At 64.3% G+C, this 17,817-nt stretch carries 16 protein-coding genes; 10 read left to right on the forward strand and 6 right to left on the reverse strand.

What is annotated here, in order from left to right; all coding sequences use genetic code 11:
- Positions 1-2: 2 nt before the first annotated feature.
- On the reverse strand, positions 3-1,133 hold the full coding sequence (locus tag K9B37_RS12870) for an anhydro-N-acetylmuramic acid kinase (RefSeq protein ID WP_224313477.1): 1,131 nt from the start codon (positions 1,131-1,133) through the stop codon (positions 3-5).
- Positions 1,134-1,251: 118 nt separating this feature from the next.
- Here K9B37_RS12870 and K9B37_RS12875 point away from each other — a divergent pair, with 118 nt between their 5' ends.
- The 4 genes from K9B37_RS12875 to K9B37_RS12890 all read left to right on the forward strand — a co-directional run bounded on the left by K9B37_RS12875 (position 1,252) and on the right by K9B37_RS12890 (position 5,425).
- Complete coding sequence (locus tag K9B37_RS12875; protein WP_224313478.1) at positions 1,252-1,854, forward strand: histidine phosphatase family protein; 603 nt, start codon at positions 1,252-1,254, stop codon at positions 1,852-1,854.
- A gap of 30 nt (positions 1,855-1,884) precedes the next feature.
- Positions 1,885-3,321: a M20 family metallopeptidase gene (locus K9B37_RS12880; protein WP_224313479.1), complete on the forward strand. Its 1,437-nt coding sequence runs from the start codon at positions 1,885-1,887 to the stop codon at positions 3,319-3,321.
- Between the two features lie 47 nt (positions 3,322-3,368).
- Positions 3,369-4,373 (forward strand): D-cysteine desulfhydrase family protein, encoded by a 1,005-nt coding sequence (locus K9B37_RS12885; RefSeq protein ID WP_224313480.1) that lies wholly within the window; start codon positions 3,369-3,371, stop codon positions 4,371-4,373.
- A 110-nt stretch (positions 4,374-4,483) separates the two neighbouring features.
- On the forward strand, positions 4,484-5,425 hold the full coding sequence (locus K9B37_RS12890; RefSeq protein WP_224313481.1) for a ring-cleaving dioxygenase: 942 nt from the start codon (positions 4,484-4,486) through the stop codon (positions 5,423-5,425).
- A 33-nt stretch (positions 5,426-5,458) separates the two neighbouring features.
- Here K9B37_RS12890 and K9B37_RS12895 read toward each other — a convergent pair whose 3' ends face one another.
- The gene (locus K9B37_RS12895; protein ID WP_224313482.1) at positions 5,459-6,352 is read right to left on the reverse strand and encodes a DMT family transporter; all 894 of its coding nucleotides are present in this window, start codon (positions 6,350-6,352) and stop codon (positions 5,459-5,461) included.
- 101 nt (positions 6,353-6,453) lie between these two features.
- On the opposite strand from K9B37_RS12895, the gene K9B37_RS12900 reads away from it, so the two are divergent.
- The 3 genes from K9B37_RS12900 to K9B37_RS12910 all read left to right on the forward strand — a co-directional run bounded on the left by K9B37_RS12900 (position 6,454) and on the right by K9B37_RS12910 (position 9,378).
- Positions 6,454-7,374 (forward strand): LysR substrate-binding domain-containing protein, encoded by a 921-nt coding sequence (locus K9B37_RS12900; RefSeq protein WP_224313483.1) that lies wholly within the window; start codon positions 6,454-6,456, stop codon positions 7,372-7,374.
- 103 nt (positions 7,375-7,477) lie between these two features.
- The gene (locus K9B37_RS12905) at positions 7,478-9,028 is read left to right on the forward strand and encodes a serine hydrolase (protein WP_224313484.1); all 1,551 of its coding nucleotides are present in this window, start codon (positions 7,478-7,480) and stop codon (positions 9,026-9,028) included.
- On the forward strand, positions 9,025-9,378 hold the full coding sequence (locus tag K9B37_RS12910) for a hypothetical protein (protein ID WP_224313485.1): 354 nt from the start codon (positions 9,025-9,027) through the stop codon (positions 9,376-9,378). Before K9B37_RS12905 ends, K9B37_RS12910 begins: the two co-directional genes overlap by 4 nt.
- Before the next feature lie 12 nt (positions 9,379-9,390).
- On the opposite strand, the gene K9B37_RS12915 is transcribed toward K9B37_RS12910, so the two are convergent.
- The gene (locus K9B37_RS12915; RefSeq protein WP_224313486.1) at positions 9,391-10,293 is read right to left on the reverse strand and encodes a Gfo/Idh/MocA family protein; all 903 of its coding nucleotides are present in this window, start codon (positions 10,291-10,293) and stop codon (positions 9,391-9,393) included.
- Positions 10,294-10,322: 29 nt separating this feature from the next.
- Positions 10,323-12,287 carry a heavy metal translocating P-type ATPase gene (locus tag K9B37_RS12920; protein WP_224313487.1) on the reverse strand — a complete coding sequence of 655 codons (1,965 nt, stop codon included), beginning with the start codon at positions 12,285-12,287 and terminating at the stop codon, positions 10,323-10,325.
- A 236-nt stretch (positions 12,288-12,523) separates the two neighbouring features.
- On the opposite strand from K9B37_RS12920, the gene K9B37_RS12925 reads away from it, so the two are divergent.
- Positions 12,524-13,342 (forward strand): MipA/OmpV family protein, encoded by an 819-nt coding sequence (locus K9B37_RS12925; RefSeq protein WP_224313488.1) that lies wholly within the window; start codon positions 12,524-12,526, stop codon positions 13,340-13,342.
- A 60-nt stretch (positions 13,343-13,402) separates the two neighbouring features.
- On the opposite strand, the gene K9B37_RS12930 is transcribed toward K9B37_RS12925, so the two are convergent.
- Both K9B37_RS12930 and folE read right to left on the reverse strand, forming a co-directional pair.
- Positions 13,403-13,906, reverse strand: a complete 504-nt coding sequence (locus K9B37_RS12930) for a 6-pyruvoyl trahydropterin synthase family protein (protein WP_224313489.1) — start codon at positions 13,904-13,906, stop codon at positions 13,403-13,405.
- A 32-nt stretch (positions 13,907-13,938) separates the two neighbouring features.
- Positions 13,939-14,613: a GTP cyclohydrolase I gene (gene folE / locus K9B37_RS12935; protein WP_224313490.1), complete on the reverse strand. Its 675-nt coding sequence runs from the start codon at positions 14,611-14,613 to the stop codon at positions 13,939-13,941.
- Positions 14,614-14,814: 201 nt separating this feature from the next.
- Here folE and K9B37_RS12940 point away from each other — a divergent pair, with 201 nt between their 5' ends.
- Positions 14,815-15,339: a putative pterin-binding protein gene (locus K9B37_RS12940; RefSeq protein WP_224313491.1), complete on the forward strand. Its 525-nt coding sequence runs from the start codon at positions 14,815-14,817 to the stop codon at positions 15,337-15,339.
- 21 nt (positions 15,340-15,360) lie between these two features.
- A complete protein-coding gene (locus K9B37_RS12945; RefSeq protein ID WP_224313492.1) occupies positions 15,361-17,805 on the forward strand; it encodes a putative bifunctional diguanylate cyclase/phosphodiesterase in 2,445 nt (814 codons plus the stop codon).
- Positions 17,806-17,817 lie beyond the last annotated feature (12 nt).

A 17,817-nucleotide genomic window follows, 5' to 3' on the forward strand; every position in this document is an offset into this window, starting at 1 on the left:
GCTCAGGCCGCTTCGTCGTAGACCGCGAGCCGCCCGCCGGTGATCGGTTGCTTCACGCCGGTGGTGAGCGGGAAGCTGATCGGCATGCCACGCAACGCCCGCACGGCGAGGAAGGCGAAGCATTCCGCTTCCACCGCATCGCCACGCCAGCCGACCGCTTCGGACATCACGGGCTCGACCTTCGCACGCTTGGTGATTTCCTTGACGAGCGTCGGGTTGCGCCGCCCGCCGCCGCTGAGGATGAGACGGGGCGGGCGCTGCGGCAGGAGATCGAGGGCCTTGCCCACGGCGCCAGCCGTGAAAGCGGTCAGCGTTGCGGCGCCGTCCTCGAGGCTCAGACCTTCCGCCATCGCAGCGGTAAAGTCGTTCCTATCGAGGGATTTGGGATAGGGCGCGGTGAGATAAGGATGTTCGAGAAGCCTGGCGAGACGCGCCTCGTCCACCACGCCGCGGGCGCCGATCAGGCCGTCGCGGTCCATGTCGCCGAGGCCGTGCTGGCGAATCCAGTCGTTGAGGGGGGCATTGGCTGGGCCGGTGTCGAAGGCGATCATGGTGTCGCCGCCGCCCCACCAGGTGACGTTGCTCACGCCGCCGAGATTGAGCACCGCGGAATTCGGCTTGGCGTCGATGCTGCGCAGCAGGGCGACGTGATAGCTCGCCGCCAGCGGCGCGCCCTGGCCACCCGCCGCCATGTCGGCAGTACGGAAATCGAACGCGACGCTGGTGCCGACGAGCTTCGCCATCAGCGCGCCGTTGCCGAGCTGGCGGGTCTGGCCGTGGCGCGCTCCGTCAGGCGCGCGGTGCAGCATGGTCTGGCCGTGAAAGCCGATGACCGCGATCTCGGAGGGCGCAATACCTTCCTTCGCAAGAAAGGTTTTAACCGCCGCCGATTGCGCACGCGTCAACGCATCCTCGGCCTCGGCGAAGATCGCCGGCTCGGGACCCTGGAAGTTCCAGCTCCTCGCTTGCTCCATGGCGTCCCGCAGCAGAGGCGGCAGCTCGGCCGGATAAGGCGCGAGCGTCCAGGGACCGAATTCCTGGACGGTTTGTCCATCCGTCTTGATCAAGGCGATGTCGATATTGCCGTCGAGGACGGTTCCCGTCATCAATCCGATGGCCCACACTGCCGTCACAATCATCTCTCCGTTCGCAAATCGACATTCGATGCGGCGATCATATCGTCACGCTCCGCCGCCGCAAATGCCGATAGCGGTTTTCACCATACGGTGTCCTGTTCTAGAAGGACGCATCATGCCTCCCATCATGCCCCCTTTGTATTTCCTCCGTCATGGCGAAACCGAGTGGAACCGGGTCGGAAGGCTCCAGGGCCACCGCGACTCGCCCCTGACCGAGAAGGGACGGAAACAGGCTGCCCTGATGGCCTCGATTCTGCTCCGTGAACTTGGACCTCGGCCCGCCTTCCGTCTCGTTTCGAGCCCGCTCGGGCGGGCGCGCCAGACGGCGGGTTTCGTCAGCGAGGCGCTGGACCTGCCCATCGAGACCGATCCGCGGCTAGCCGAGCTCACCATGGGCTCGTGGGATGGCATGACCCGCGCCGAGATCGAGGCGGGCTGGCCCGCCTGTCTCGTCGGCGCGACGGATCGCGACTGGAATTTCCGCTCGCCCGATGGCGAGAGCGCGGAGGATATCAGGCGGCGCGCCAGCGCATGGCTTCAAACCGTGACACAGCCGACCATCGCCGTCGCCCATGGTCTTCTCGGCAAGATCCTGCGCGGCACCTATGCCGGTCTCGACCTGGAGGCTGCTCTCCATCAATCCGAGCCGCAGGACATCGTGTTTCGCCTGCACGGCGGCAAGATCGACCGTCTCACCGGCGACGACCTCGCCGCCTGAACGAACAACAACGCCTTAAGGATAAACGCCATGCAAAATGACCGCCTGAGCCTCGAAGAGATCGCCCGTTTGGTCGATGCCAAGGCGCAAGCCTTCTGCGATTCGAGCGATCGCATCTGGGCGATGCCGGAGCTCGCCTTCGAGGAACATCGTTCGGTCGCGGAGCAGATCGCCATGCTGGAGGCCGAGGGTTTTCAGATTCACCGGGCGGTTGGCGGCATCGCGACGGCCTTCATCGCCGAATGGGGACAGGGCGGTCCTGTCGTCGGCATACTCGGCGAGTTCGACGCCCTGCCGGATCTCGCGCAGGAATCCGCTGTCACCGCCCACAAGCCGACACAGGCCGGACAGCCCGGCCACGGCTGCGGCCACAACCTCCTGGGCTCGGGCTCGGCGCTCGCGGCCGTCGCCCTGAAGGATGCACTGGAGGGTGAGGGAATCGCCGGCACGGTGCGCTATTACGGCTGCCCGGCCGAGGAGAGCGGCTCAGGCAAGACCTTCATGGCACGTTCGGGTCTGTTCGATGATCTCGATGCCGCCTTCTGCTGGCATCCGAGCGTCGTCAACGAAGTGCAGACCACATCTTCGCTCGCGTGCATCCAGGCCTATTTCCGCTTCAGGGGCCGCGCCGCACATGCCGCGGCGGCGCCCCATGTGGGCCGCAGCGCCCTCGATGCGGTGGAACTGATGAATGTGGGCGTGAACTATATGCGTGAGCATATGCCGTCCGATGCGCGCGTTCATTATGCCACCACCAATACCGGCGGCAACGCGCCGAACGTGGTGCAGGCCTATGCCGAGTCGCTCTATCTCGTGCGTTCGCCACATCTTCCGGACGCGGAGCGCCTGTTCGAGCGCGTGAAGAAGATCGCCGAGGGCGCCGCGCTGATGACGGAGACCACGTTCAGCGTGCAGATCACCGATGCGACCTCGAACGTCGTGCCCAACAAGGCCTTGCAGGAAGCCATGTACGAGAACATGCGCCGTCTCGGCCCGCCGGCCTTCGACGACGCCGACCACGCTTTCGCAGAAAAACTGCGCAAGGCGGCGCTCACGGAGGAGGACATCCTGGCGAGCGTGAAGCCGCACGATCTGTCGCTGCGGACCAAGATCCTTCACGACGGGGTGCTCGCCATGCCGGCCCGGGAGGAGGTCATGATGGGCACGACCGATGTGGGCGACGTGAGCTGGATCGTGCCGACCGTCCAGTGTCATGCCGCGTGCTTCGCCATCGGCACGCCGTTCCATACCTGGCAGCTCGTGGCGCAGGGCAACCTGCCTGCTGCGCACAAGGGCATGGTGCTGGCCGCCAAGGCCATGGCGGCCACCGCCGCCGATTGCCTGCGCAACCCGGACCTCATCGCCCGCGCCAAGGCGGAGCTGCGCGACCGGACGGGCGGGCGGGCCTATGTCTGCCCGATTCCCGATAGCGTCACGCCGGAGGATCTGCGCGCCAAGGCGGCGTGACCGAAGGTGTGTTGAAAGGCAAAGAACCAAAGGCGAAGGACTTGGCCATGAGCGATTTCTCCCCCTCCGAGCCGCACAAGCTGTCGCTCGCGAGCCTTCCGACCCCCCTCGAACCTCTCCCGGCTCTGACGCGCGCCCTCGGCGGTCCGGAAATCTGGGTGAAGCGCGACGATTGCACCGGGCTTGCGGGCGGCGGCAACAAGGCCCGCAAGCTCGAATATCTGATGGCTGATGCCCTTGAAACCGGTGCCGACACCATCATCACGGCCGGAGGCATCCAGTCCAACCACGCGCGCCAGAGTGCAGCGGCGGCGGCACGGCTCGGTCTGCGCTGCATCCTCGTTCTGACCGATTCCGTACCTGGGCGGAGCAGCACCTATCACGGCAGCGCCAATCTGCTCCTCGACCGCCTGTTCGGCGCCGATATCCGGTTCTTCGACGGAAATGCCGATCCGGACACGGTCATGGCGGACATCGCCGCAGGCTGCACCGCCGAGGGACGGCGTCCCTATGTCATTCCCGTCGGGGGCTCGAACGCGATTGGCGCGAGAGCCTACATAGACGCCGCCGCCGAGGCGCACGAGCAGGCGGCGGCGCTCGGTGTCTCGTTCAGTCATGTGGTGTTGGCGACGGGAAGCGGTGGTACCCATGCCGGCCTGGCCCTCGGCTTTGCAGCCCGCGAACCTGATCTGCGAATCGTCGGGATCAGCGTAAGCCGTGCACGCGAAGCCGCCCTGCAACGGGTCCAGGATCTCGTCGAAAAGTCCGCCGAGCTGTGGGGCGGCGGCCGCTTGCCAGAGATCCTCATCGACGACCGTTTCGTCGGCCCGGGATATGGTCAGCCTACCGATGCCATGGCGGAGGCGGTCCGGCTGACGGCTCGCGCGGAGGGCCTCCTCCTCGATCCGGTCTATACGGGAAAAGCCATGGCCGGCCTGATCGCCCTCGTCAGGGAGGGGCGGTTCGGCCCTAAGGACAGGATCCTTTTCTGGCATACCGGCGGGAGCATCGGGCTCTTTGCCTATGATGACGTCTTCAAGAAGGAAGCCTGAACCTCCGGCGCAGAAATCTGCATAAACGCAAACACGATTTGTCATCATGGGCGTCGTGTTTGCGCAAAAGCAATCCTATCTTAGGGGCAGCCAATCATTGGAGAGTCCCCATGAAACTCACCGGAATTCATCACCTCACCGCCGTCACGGCGGATGCCAAGGGCAACCACGACTTTTACACCCAGGCACTGGGTATGCGGCTCGTGAAGAAGACCGTCAACCAGGACGACGTCAGCGCCTATCACCTGTTCTATGGCGACGGCCAGGCCTCGCCCGGCTCGGACATCACCTTCTTCGACTGGCCCGTGGAGCGCGAGCGTCGCGGCACCCACAGCATCGTCCATACGGCCCTGCGCGTCACGGGCGAGAAGACCCTTGCCTGGTGGAAGGACCGTTTCGACGCACACCGCATCGCCCATAGCGGGATCATCGAGCGGGACGGCCGTCTGTGGATCGATTTCGAGGATCCGGAAGGTCAGCGCCTCGGCCTCGTCGACGATGGCGGCAAGGGAGACGTATCGCATCCGTGGACGCGCGGTCCGGTGCCGGCGGAACATCAGATCCGCGGGCTCGGTCCGATCACCATCAGCGTCCCGGCGATCGAGCGGACGGCGCTGGTCCTGACCGCCGGCATGGACATGCGTGCGGCGCGGGATTACCGCCGCGGCGATAACCCGGTCCATGTCTTCGAGATGGGCGAGGGCGGTCCTGCCGCGGAGCTTCACGTGGCGGTCGAGCCGCATCTGCCTCCGGCCCAGCCAGGCGCGGGCGGCGTGCACCATGTCGCTTTCAGGACGCCGAACGACGAGACCTATCAGGATGCTGCGCAGCGTCTCCAGGCCATGCGCGCACCGTCCAGCGGGCCGGTGGATCGGTACTATTTCCGCAGCCTCTACTTCCGCGAGCCGAACGGGATTCTGTTCGAGATCGCGACCGACGGGCCGGGCTTCGCCACGGACGAGCCGATGGAAACCCTCGGCGAGCGTCTCGCGCTGCCGCCGTTCCTGGAGCCGCGCCGGGCGCAGATCGAGGCGGGTCTGAAGCCGCTTTAAGGCGCCTTCAAACTCCTGCCCCGGAAGCCGGTCCTATCGCCGCCAATTGACGACGGCGACGCCAAGGAGGGCCATGGCCCCGCCGACCGCGCCGAGCGCGGTCGGCACCTCGCTGAGCCACAGGAAGCCGAGGAGCGTGGCGACCGGCGGCACGCAATACATGAAGTTCGAGGCGCGGCTCGCCGGGAGCCGGGACAGGGCGATGGCCCAGGTGCCGTAGGCGATGAGGCTCGGAACGAGGCCGAGATAGACGACGGCGAATGTGCCCGTGGGCGAGGCCTGAGACCACTCGGTCACGCCTTGGGGCAGCCACGGCGCCAGGACCAGGGCGCCGAGCACCATGTTCCAGGCGGAGACGGTCAGCGGCCGGTGACGGGAAAAGAGCGGTTTCTGCACGACCGTGGAGATCGACGTGCAGAAGGCCGCGCCCAGGATGAGCAAGGCTCCCGTGTCGAGGCGCAGACCCTGGCCTTCGCCGAGGGCGATCAAGCCGATGCCGAGGAACGACAGAGCCGTTCCAGCCCAGGCGCGCAGGCCGAAGCGCTCGCCCAGCACCATCATGGCGAGGCCGGCGGTGATGATCGGGTTGACGTTGATGATGAAGCTCGCGGCCCCCGCCGAAACCGTCATCTCGCCCATGTTGAGAAGGGCCGTATAGAGCCCGACGAACAGGACGCCGCCCGTGGCGAGGCGGAGGAAATCGGACAATGTCGGCCAGGCCGGTCGGGTAACGACAAGAAAGATCGCGGCGGGCAGGCCTGCGATGGCGAAGCGCAGGGCTCCAAGTTCAACCGGGCCAAAAGCCTGCAGGCCCGCCCGGATTGCCGGAAACGCCGAAGCCCAGGCCAGGATCGTCACGATGACGGCGGAGGCGGTCACCCCATCCAGGGATCGTCTCGTAGGCTCACAGACGGCAGCGGTGGTCATGGCGTGTTCTCGGCAGTAGGTTCTTCGGGAATGTGGCCGGCAGGAAAATCCGCGATGGCCAGCCCGTTGACAAGCGAACAATTCGAGAGTGAGCTGTGCATATGGATCACAGCTCGCCGCCCCTGCCGCCCCTGGATGCCCTGCGCGCCTTCGAGGCCGCGGCGCGCCTGGGAAGCTTCTCGGCGGCGGCCGGATCGCTCAACATCACCCATGGCGCTGTCAGCCGTCAGGTCGCCAAGCTCGAGCATTGGCTGGGTGAAAAGCTGTTCGACCGGCAGGCTCGTGGGGTTGCGCTGACTCCGCACGGGCAGCGGCTCCATCAGCGCACGAGCGAAGCCTTTGCGCTGATCGCCGACAGTTCCGATCGCTGGCTGGAACGGCGCGGAGCCGCCATCGTGCGCCTGACATCGATTCCCTCGGTGAGCAGCCTCTGGCTGATGCCGCGCCTCAAGGCTTTCGAGGAGGCGAATCCGCCCCTGCGGATCGAGTTCGTCATCGAGCATCGCAACAGCGATCTGGAGGCGGAAGGCATCGATCTCGCGATCCGCTGCGGCCGCGGCGCACTCCCCGGCCGCCACTCGGTGCGGCTGTTCGAGGAATATTGCTATCCGGTCGCTTCGCCCCTTCTCGCGACGGGAATCGTCGATGGGCCGCCTGAGCGGCTCCTGGCCCATCCCCTCGTGCACGATTCCGACACTTCCGGCTGGCGCGCCTGGTTCGCGGCGCAAGGGATCGATTATCGTCCACGGCCGCAGGATCGCCGGTTCGAGGACTACAATCTCGTGCTCGACGCGGCGGCTCATGGCCTCGGCCTTGCCCTCGCGCGGCCGCCACTGGCCGGAGAGGCGCTGGGCACGGGCCGCCTCGTGCCCGTCGATGCGCGAACGGTGCTCAATCCGGTCGCCTATTGGCTCGACCGTCCGCAGGGCCGCCTGCGCCCGATGGCGGCGGAGCTGGCCCGTCGCATCATGGCCGCCGCGCATCTCGACGAGGCGACCGCCCAGGCTTTCCTCAAGATGTGATCGGTTAAGAATAAGAGCGTGGCTGGCATAGGATTGAATGCCGTTCTCAAGTCTGTCACCATCGCGCGCCATATTGCCAAGCTTCGAGATGACGGAGTCTGTGATGTCGATTCATCGATCGATGGGTGCTGTCGCCGTGGCGGCGACGCTGATGCTGCAGGGTGGGCTCGCACGGGCCGCAGATCCGCAGCCCGATGCCGAGGCTCTGCGCAAGCGCATCGAAGCGCTGCTTCCGGAGTTCGAGACCTCGTTTCAGACCGGCATGAAAAGTTTTCAGGTTCCGGGCGCGGCCATCGGCATCGTCGTCGACGACAAGCTGATCTATAGCAAGGGGTTCGGCGTCAGGGAGCGGGGCAAGCCCGATCCGGTGCGGCCCGAGACGATCTTCCAGATCGGCTCGACCACGAAAGCCTTCCTGAGCACCACCTTGGCGCAGGCCGTGGATGCGGGAAGGCTGGCCTGGACCGATCGGGTCTCCGACGTAATGCCGGAATTTCAGCTCAGCGATCCATGGATCGGACGCGAGTTCCGCGTGCTCGATCTGACGGCCCAGCGCAGCGGTCTGACGCCTTATGCGAACGACGCCCTCGCCATGTTGGGCTACGACAAGGCGACGCTCATCCGCTCCCTGCGGGAGGCGCCGATCACGGCCTCCTTCCGGTCCGACTTCAGCTACACCAACATCACGCATCTGGCCGCCGGGGAAATCCTGGCGCGCAAGGCGGGCGCGTCCTCCTGGTTCGATGTGGTGAAGGCCGGCGTTCTCGATCCCCTGCACATGACGTCGACCACGGCCACCGCAGAGGCCATTACGCAGGCGCCTGACCATGCGACGGGACACCGGGCGGACAAGCCCGATCCGGTCGCCGTGCCGTTCCACCCGTCCTTTCCCTATTCGGTCGGCCCGGCGGGCAATCTCAACTCCAACATTCCCGACATGGCGCAATGGCTGCGTCTGCAGCTTGGTCGCGGTCAGTTCGAGGACCGCATCATCGTCTCCGAGAAGAACCTCGACGTGACCTGGACGCCGCGGGTGCCGCTCAGCGAGCGCTCCTCCTACGCGGTGGGATGGGTCGTGAGCGCGACACCGAACGGGCGTATCATATGGCACAACGGCGGCACGATGGGCTTCGGCGCCCATGCGGGTTTCCTGCCCGATCGCGGCGTCGGGATCGTCATTCTCACCAACCTGCAGAATACCGGCTTCCCCGATGCGGCGGCGCAATGGCTCTACGATCGGATCCTCGGAAACGCGACCGTCGACAACATTGCGCTTGCCTTCGAGACGAACCGCAAGCGGGAGACGGAGGAACAGGCGAAGAAGAGCGGCGCCAAGGCTGTCGCTGTGCCGCAGGATCTCGCCACGTTCGCCGGAACTTACAACTCGCCGATCCTCGGCGATGTCACGGTGAGCGTCGTGGGCGACAAGTTGCAGCTCAGGCTCGAGGAGACGGACGCGACGCTGACACTTAATCCGCGCGAAAAAGATCTCTTCGAGGCGCATCTGGCTCCAACAGGCGAATATGCGACGGTTCTGGCCATGGCCGGCGATGAATCCCTGACGCCGGTCCGGTTCGAGCGGGACGACAGCGGTAAGGTTAGGCGAATGCGCTGGCTCTCGCCCGAGCTGTCCCAAATCCTGGAGAAGCAATGATGGCGAGAAAGGACAAGACGATGACGGGACGCGCCTTTCTTGCCATTGCACTCGTAGCCGGTTTCATGATGCCGGTGATCGGCAATGATGCAGCAGCTATGCCGCTCACATCTCTGGAGCCGCAAACCTCTCTCGTGCAGCCCATCCAAATGGGCTTCCTCGAACTCTTCGCGGATGACGACGAATACGTCCACAATCGTCACTATGATTGGGAGCAGTATCGCAACTCCACCAGCCGGAAGGAGCGCATCCGGGATTATTACCGGATGCAGCGGGACGCCGAGAAGGATTACTGGAAGGCGCAGAAGCAGATGCAGAAGGAAATGGTCAAGCGCCAGCGCGGCTGGTGAGCCGACGCCGGATCATTCCGCCAGGATCCCCTCGATGATGTCGACGACGGCCGCGGCCTCCTCGAAGGTTGCGAGCCGGTTCGGCTGACCGCGAACGAGCTTGCCGAATTCCGCGATCTGATAGGCGTCCGCCCGGGCCGGCGGAATTTCCTCGCCGTCATATTGCAGGCGATACCAGTCGCTGAGCACGGCCTTGTTCTTCGAACCGGAGATTTCGAAACGATTGAAATCGTCGATCTCGCCTTCCACGGCGCCGTCGATGGTCATCCGGCAGGCGGCGAATTGCAAAACCGCATGAAGACGGGTCTCGGTGCCCGCCGGGCCCCGTTCCACCTCGCGCGCAACGACCCGTCCCGGGCCGAACAGGCGCAGCGCCAGGAAGACCACGTGCGAGATGACCTCGCGGGTGAACCCACCCTGCTCAGGCCCCGCGAGCCAGCCGGCCGCGCCATGCTGCCAGCCGCGCGGCCAGGTCTTGAAGCGGACCGTCAGATGGGCGGACAGTTCCTCGCCCAGCGCACCGCTAGCGACGATCTCCTGCAACCGGATCGTGGCGGGAGCGCTCGCGAACGGAAAGTTCACCGCGGCGCGGATGCCTGAGCGACGCACGGCGGAAACACAGGCACGGGCCGCCTCCGGCGATGCCGCCAGGGGCTTTTCGCACAACAGGGCCTTTCCGGCATGTGCCACCGCTGCGACGAGCGCTTCGTGCGTCGCCGGCGGCGATGCGATGTAGACGGCATCGATGGCAGGGTTGTCGACGAGTTCCTGGACGCTCGCCGCACGGGGAACGGCACTCTCGACAGGGGCGGGATCATATCCGGCGACGATCCTGAAATCGGGATTCGTCTCGAAACTCGCGATCAGGCGGCGTCCCATGATGCCAAGCCCCATCACGCCGATGCCGTAGTTCATGCCGTTGCCCCCTCATGCTGACGGCGTGGCTATAGCGGCTTCTCCTCCACAGGGCCAGGAGCCTGCGAAGCAACGGAGGACGAGGACTCCGCCCTTCCATGCAGGGCGCGCAGGGCATTCAGGATGACCGCCACGTCGATCGCCTCCTGGACCACGGCTCCCTCGACGGGAGCCAGATAGCCGAACGCGGCAGCAATCATCCCGAGGAAGGACAGGCCGATTCCCGCATAGACGCTCTGGAGTGCGATGGCCCGGGACCGTTGCGCGATGCGCAGGCCGGTGGCGATGCGGTCGAGCCTGTCGACGAGTAGAACGACGTCGGCGGCGTCCGCAGAGGCCGCCGCCCCCTTCGCCCCCATGGCGACCCCGAGATCGGCCGCCGCGAGAGCCGGTGCGTCGTTGATCCCGTCGCCGATCATCATCACCGGTCCGAAAGGCCTCTCCGCCTGAACCACGGCGATTTTCTCGCCGGGCGTCAGTTCCGCATGGGTTGCGTCGATGGGCAGGCCGGCGGTGACCGCCTCTGCGACATCCCGTCGGTCTCCCGTCGCCAGAACGATGCGACCGATTCCCGATGTCCTCAGCTCATCGAGAAGTCGCGCCGTGCCGGCCCGCAGGCCATCGGCCAAGGTGAGCGTTCCGGCGAACTGACCATCCATCGCGACGGCCACCCGCACCGAACCCGGTTCCCGCGGACCCCGATGCAGTGCTGCCTCCGCGCCGAGAACACGTTGCACCACGAAGCGGGGGCCGCCGACGACCAGAGCATGTCCCTCGACGGTGCCGGTCAAGCCTTCGCCTGGACTCTCTGTGACGGCTGTGGGGGCAACCAGTTCCAGGCCGCGCTCTCGCGCCTCTCGGACGAGAGCTTTGGCGATCACATGGTTCGAGGCCTGGTCGAGGGAGGCGGCGAGGGCGAGGAGGCGTTCCGGCGACAGCGTCCCGACCGGACGGATCTCCGTCACCCGCGCCTCGCCATGAGTCAGGGTCCCGGTCTTGTCGAGGACGAGGCTACGCACCCGCGCCATGGCTTCAAGCGCCTTGCCGCCCTTGACGAGGATGCCGGCCTTTGCGGCACGGGAGACGCCTGCGACGATGGCGACCGGCACGGCCAGGATGAGAGGGCAGGGCGTTGCCACGACCAGGACAGCGAGAGCGCGGACGGGGTCGCCCGTCCAGAGCCAGGCGCCGCCAGCCATCGCAACGGTCGCGGCGAGGAACACGATCGCGAACCGGTCGGCCATCCGGGCCATCGGCGCTTTCGACTGCTGCGCCTGTGCGACGAGGCGCACGATGCCTGCATAAGTGCTTTCGGCGGCCATGCGGGTCGCCACCATGGTGAAGGCGTCGCCTGCATTCATCGAGCCGCTCAGGACGGCCTCTCCCTGTGTCACCTGTACAGGAATCGATTCTCCCGTCAGCGCGGCTTGGTCGAGGACCGCAATTCCGTCTGCGGTTGTGCCATCGACGGGAACGATTTCTCCCCGGCGCACCAGAAGCCTGTCTCCGGGCTCAACCGCCGCCAGCGGGATCTCTTCAAGGCGGCCCTCCCGGTCGCGCAGGGCCGTTTGCGGCACGCGGGACAGCAGGGCCGTCATGTCGCGGGTGGCACGCCGTTCGGCAAAGTTCTCGAGATATTGACCGCCCGCATACATGAGCGCGACCACCGCGCCTGCGAGATATTCGCCAAGCGCGAGCGCGCCCGCCATGGACAGCGCCGCCACGATATCGAGTCCGACATCGCCTCGACGCAGACTGAGAGAGATTTCGACGAGGAGAGCCGCCAGGACCGGAACAGTCGCGATGGCCCAGGTCCAGCCCGCCCAGCGGGACAAGCCCGCTCCGTAAAGGATCCCGCCCAGAAGGAGGCCCAGGGCGGGCGCCGCCACCAGGAAGGGCCGGGACCATTGCTGCAGGGTCTGCAGCGAGGATAGGCCGCTCACGGGCAAAGGCTGTGAGGCAGATGCGTCGAGCGGTGCCGATCGGTCGTCCATGGCGACTTTCCAATGCCGGACAAGTGCGATCGCCTCCGAAAGCGCCGGCGAAGGCAACAGTGTAGACCTGTTTCCGCATGAGCACACGGGCGCGGGAAGTGCCCGAAGCTGGTGATTTCCCGCCGAGGCTCGGTCGCTTATCCATTTTCCCTATGGTAACGCTCTTTGCCAGACCAGCTTGACCTTCGCCGAAAGCGCAGCCAGGAGGGTCGTTCCTTGAAGTCCTAGGAAGCCTCATGCGTTTTGTGAATTCCCTTGTCGTCGCCTCCGCCCTTGTCGCAGGCTTCGCTGCCGTGCCGGCCAAGGCGGCCGATCTGTTCTCGCCGGTGCCTTTCGTGCCTGAGGGCTGGATCGTGACGCTGAAGGGTAACCTCAGGGTGGGGCCGACCTATCCGGGTGCGGACAAGTACAGTGTGATCGGCTATCCGTCCTTGAGCTTCCGCCGGGCCGGGACGCCGGAGCGCTTCAGCGCGCCCGATGATGGCCTGAGCTTCTCGTTCCTCGAGGATTCGGCGATCCGCGTCGGTGTCGTGGGGCGTTTCCAGGGCGGGCGTTATCTCAGCGACGATCGCCGCCTGTTCGGCCTCGACAAGATCAACTGGGCGGTTGAGCCGGGCGTTTTCGTGGAATATTGGCCGCTCGCCTTCCTGCGTGCCCGCGCCGAGCTTCGGCATGGCGTGAACGGGCATCACGGCTTCGTGGCGGATCTGGGCCTCGATCTCGTGCAGACCTTCGGTGCGCTGACCTTCTCGGTCGGCCCGCGTCTTGGACTGGGCGACAGTAGTTTCACGCAGACCTATTTCGGTGTGACGCCGCTCGAGGCCGCTCTCAACGGCCAAGTCACTCCCTATCGGCCGTCCGGCGGCCTGACCTCGGTCGGCGCCACGGCCGGCGTGACCTATTCCTGGTCCGATCAATGGTCGACGACCGCCTTCGTCACCTACAAGCGTCTCGTGAGCGATGCGGCCGACAGCCCGATCGTCAAGCGCTTCGGGTCAGAGAACCAGCTGGGCTTCGGTCTGACCGCGTCCTACTCCTTCGCCACGGGACGCTAAAGGAAAGGCCGGAAATCACCGCAGACACGGCGATCCCGGCCCCATAAGCTTTGCGCTTCGTCAGCGGGAATAGATCGCCGAGTTCCCGCTGTGCTCCTTCACCTCGACGCTTTCGAGCCAGACGCGGCCATCGGTTTCCCGGTGCGCATAGGCTGCGACATAATCGAAGACATATTTCGCGGTTGCTTCGCAGCCAACCGAGGGAAGGACGCGCAGGTCGATGAGATCGTCGCGATGCATGGCTTCGAACCGCGGCAGTTCCGGATCGTCCTCGGCCACGAGCATCGTGTGATCGAACATGTGCTTCAGCCATGCCTTGATGGGCTTCAGGCCGCCGAAGTCGAAGCACCAGTTGCGCTCGTCGAGTTCGTGGGTTGCGAAGACCAGCCGGAACGCCAGGGCGTAGCCATGGATCAGGCGGCAATGCGAATGGCTGGCCCGCCACTGCCGGAAGCAGCAGGACAGACCTTCGTTGTGATCGTAGGTCTTCGTCGAGCGGTAGATCTCCCGGGTCGCGGCCTTCGGACCGGGCTCAAGGGTGGTCATCGCAACGGGAACGTTCATGCGGGCTGGTCTCTATTTCACTGTCGATGGGCCTAGTCCACGCAACCCCGGTCGAGGGCGGTGCACTCGTCGATGAACTCGCGCTTCAACTCGGCATTGGTCGAGAGTTCGCCCCAATAATAAGTATTGATCATGCGGCTGCGGCGGGTGGCCTTCACGCCGCGCTGGGTCTTGCACATATGGACGGCGCTGATGCGCACGGCGAGGCCGCGGGGCCGGGTCATATCGAGGATGTACTGGCCGATCTGCTTGACCATTTCTTCCTGGATCTGCAGACGCGCCGTGAAGTGCTCCACGATCCGGTCATACTTCGACAGGCCGATGATCTTGCCGTCGGAGGCCGGGAGAATCCCGATATAGGCGTGGCCGTAGATCGGCATGAGGTGATGTGCGCACATGGACCGGACCTCGATCGGTCCCGTGACGATCAGCTGATCGTAGGCTTGCACGTTATCGAATTCGGTGATCCGCGGCGGAGCCGTAAAGCGGCCCTCAAGGATTTCCTCGACGAACATCTTGGCGACGCGCATCGGTGTCTCGCGGGTATTGTGATCGTTCTGATGATCGATCCGGAGGATGTCGAAAAGCTCCTCCAGCTTCTGAGCCGCTGCGGTAATCATGGCGGTCCGCTCTGCCTCGTCCAGAGGCTGCTCCAATGCTTCGTTGCAAAGGCGCGGCGGCTTCAACTCGCGGGAGTGAAAGTTCATGATTTGCCTATAAGTCCAGATTTGTAAGCAGCGGGCTAATCTCCTAACGTAGCATGAAATAATACGTAAGTGATATGCGGCACTCGGAGCTAGCTATAACCTCTTTTTGTTGCTATCAAAATTGGTATCGAAGCTTTATTGCAGATTTATGCCGATTTAAAGAGTTGCATATCTGGTCAAAGACCAGAAATGGGGGAATAAATGCCTGCCATAACAATGAAACAAAATATCATCGGATTCCTGGCGGGCCTTTTGGTCCTGGCTTTTGCAAGCCTTGCCGTCGCCGGCCCGCTCGCGGCTCCGACCGAAAAGCCGATCCTGACAATCTCCGGAAAGATCGAGGTCACTAACAAGGACGGCGAAGCCCAGTTCGACCGTCCGATGCTCGAGGCGCTTGGCCTCGTCACCGTCGAGACGAGCACGCCCTGGTACACCGGGCCGGTCAAGTTCGAGGGCGTTTCCCTCGACAAGCTGATGAAGCTGGTCGGTGCCTCGGGAGAGCGCGCAGCGGTCGTCGCACTCAACGATTACAGCAGTGAGATCCCGATCTCGGATTTTGCGAAGTACAACGTCATCCTCGCCCTCAAGCGCAACGGCGAATACATGCCTGTCAAGGATAAGGGTCCGCTCTTTATCATCTATCCGTTCGACAGCATGCCCGAACTTAAGAGCCAGACCTACTACGGCCGTGCCGTCTGGCAGGTTGCAAAAATCATCGTCAAGTAAGTACGGAGACGGACGCATCCGATGAATTTCGACGGACCGTCGCTGTCGTTACGAATTCTCAAGGCGATACTCGCCATCGTCATCGGCTGCTTCCTTCTCTCAGCCGCCTATATTTCGAGCCTGGTGGTAGAGCGACAGGAAGCGCTCAAGCAAGTCTCCCGCTACAATACGTCCTGGCTCGCAAGCCAGGCGGTTTCCGAGTTCACGCGCCTTGAGCAAAGGTTGAGCGCCTTCAGTGCGCCTGACGGCGGCGTCGACAGGAGCGAGGTAGAGCTGCGCTTCGATATCCTGGTCAGCCGAGCGAAGCTGCTCCACGATGGCGAGTTTCAGGACTTCATTTCCAGGGATCCCGAGCGCCAGACCACCGTCGAGCAGCTCGGCGATGCACTGGCGGCTGCCCAGCCATTGATCCAGAACCTCGACCAGCCTGGGAATGCCCGCAAGGTGCTAGTGCTTCTCCGGCCTCTCGAGACGAAAGTCACGGCCTTGGCCTCCGCGGCGAACCATTATGGGGCGCAGCGGGTCACGGAAGATCAGCACGAACTCATTCGCCTGCACTGGCTGTTCTCAAGCCTCGCTGCCGGTCTCATCGTCTGCGGCTTCATCCTGCTCGGCCTTCTCGGCTGGCATAATCGCCTGCTGACACGGGCGCATCACGATCTGCGCTTCCTGGCCGACAATCTGCAAAAGACCTCCGAGGAGCTGAAGAAGGCCAACAAAGCCCTCGGCAATGCCTATGCAGAGCTTCAGCATCAAAACGGCGTCCTGCAGATCCAGGAGATCGAGCTCCGGACGCAAAACGAGCGCTTCAATGCAGCGCTCAACAACATGTCTCACGGCCTGTGCATGGTGGACAGCACCGGCCATATCATCGTGTTCAACGCCCGCTTCGCGGAACTCTTCGAGCTGGAGAGTTCAGTGCAGCCGGGAGCTACTCTCGGCGAGCTGATTGCATATGCGGACGCCCGTGGTCGGGAAGGGGCGGCTGCCCTGCGTCAGATCTGTGCGGAGCAGCAGGAGCTGATCCAGAACCGGCGCAGCGCCACCTTCATCCAAGGCCAACCCGGCGGCAAGACCATCGCAGTCTCCCATCAGCCGATGAGCGACGGCGGTTGGGTCGCGACCTACGAGGACATCACCGAGCGCCGCCAGGCCGAGACGCAGATCGCCTACATGGCCCACCATGATGCACTGACGGATCTCGCCAACAGGGTTCTGTTCCGCGAGCAGATGGAGCGCTCGCTCGTCCACGCGCATCGGCATGATTCGCGCGTCGCGGTTCTCTGCCTTGATCTAGATCGGTTCAAGGACGTCAACGATACGCTCGGCCACGAGACCGGGGACGCCCTGCTCAAGCTCGTCGCGCAACGCCTTCTGGCTTGCGTGGGCGAGGAGGACGTCGTCGCCCGCCTCGGCGGCGACGAATTCGCGGTGTTGCAGCTGTCGATCCAGGAGCCGCACGACGCCGCCGTATTGGCCATGCGGATCGTCGAGTCTCTCGGCGCGCCCTATGACATCGAAGGCCAGGAAATCGTCATCGGCACCAGCATCGGAATCGCGTTTGCGGCGGAAGGGAGTCCGACACCGGATCAGCTTCTCAAGCATGCGGACCTGGCTCTCTATCGCGCCAAATCCGGAGGGCGCGGCACCTTCCGGTTCTTCGAGCCGGAGATGGACGAGCAACTTCAGGCCCGGCGCGTGCTCGAAGTCGATCTGCGCAAGGCTTTGGTGAACGGAGAGTTCGAGCTCTTCTATCAACCGCAGGTCGATATTCGAAAGAAGGTGATCACGGGTTACGAGGCTCTGCTGCGCTGGCGTCATCCCGAGCGTGGCATCGTGTCCCCGGGTGAATTCATACCCATTGCGGAGGATATCGGGTTGATCTCTCCGCTGGGCGAATGGGTCATCCAGGAGGCCTGCCAGGAAGCAGCCAAATGGCCAGCGTCCATGAAAGTCGCCGTCAACCTGTCGCCTGTGCAGTTCCGCAACAAGAACCTCGTGCAATGCGTGAAGAACGCTCTCACCGCATCAAATCTCTGTCCGAGCAGGCTCGAGGTCGAGATTACCGAGTCGGTGCTGTTGCAAGACAACGATGCGACGCTTGCCACTCTGCATCAGCTGCGCAAGCTCGGGGTTCGCATCGCCATGGATGATTTCGGCACCGGCTATTCCTCGCTGAGTTATCTCCGGAGCTTCCCCTTCGACAAGATCAAGATCGATCAGTCCTTCGTTCAGGGACTGTCGTCGCGGGCAGATTGCTTGGCGATCGTCCAGTCGATTGCGGGATTGGGCGCCAATCTCGGCATGAGCACCGTGGCCGAAGGCGTGGAGACCGAAGACCAGCTCATTCAGCTGCGTGCGGCCGGCTGCACTGAGGTACAGGGCTATTATTTCGGGCGTCCCAAACCCGCCCGCGAATTGGTCCATACGCTCGACATGTTCGAGCCGACACGGGCTGTGGGCTGAGTTCTTTTCCGC

The organism is Microvirga puerhi, from assembly GCF_020089865.1.
Taxonomy (GTDB): Bacteria; Pseudomonadota; Alphaproteobacteria; order Rhizobiales; family Beijerinckiaceae; genus Microvirga; species Microvirga puerhi.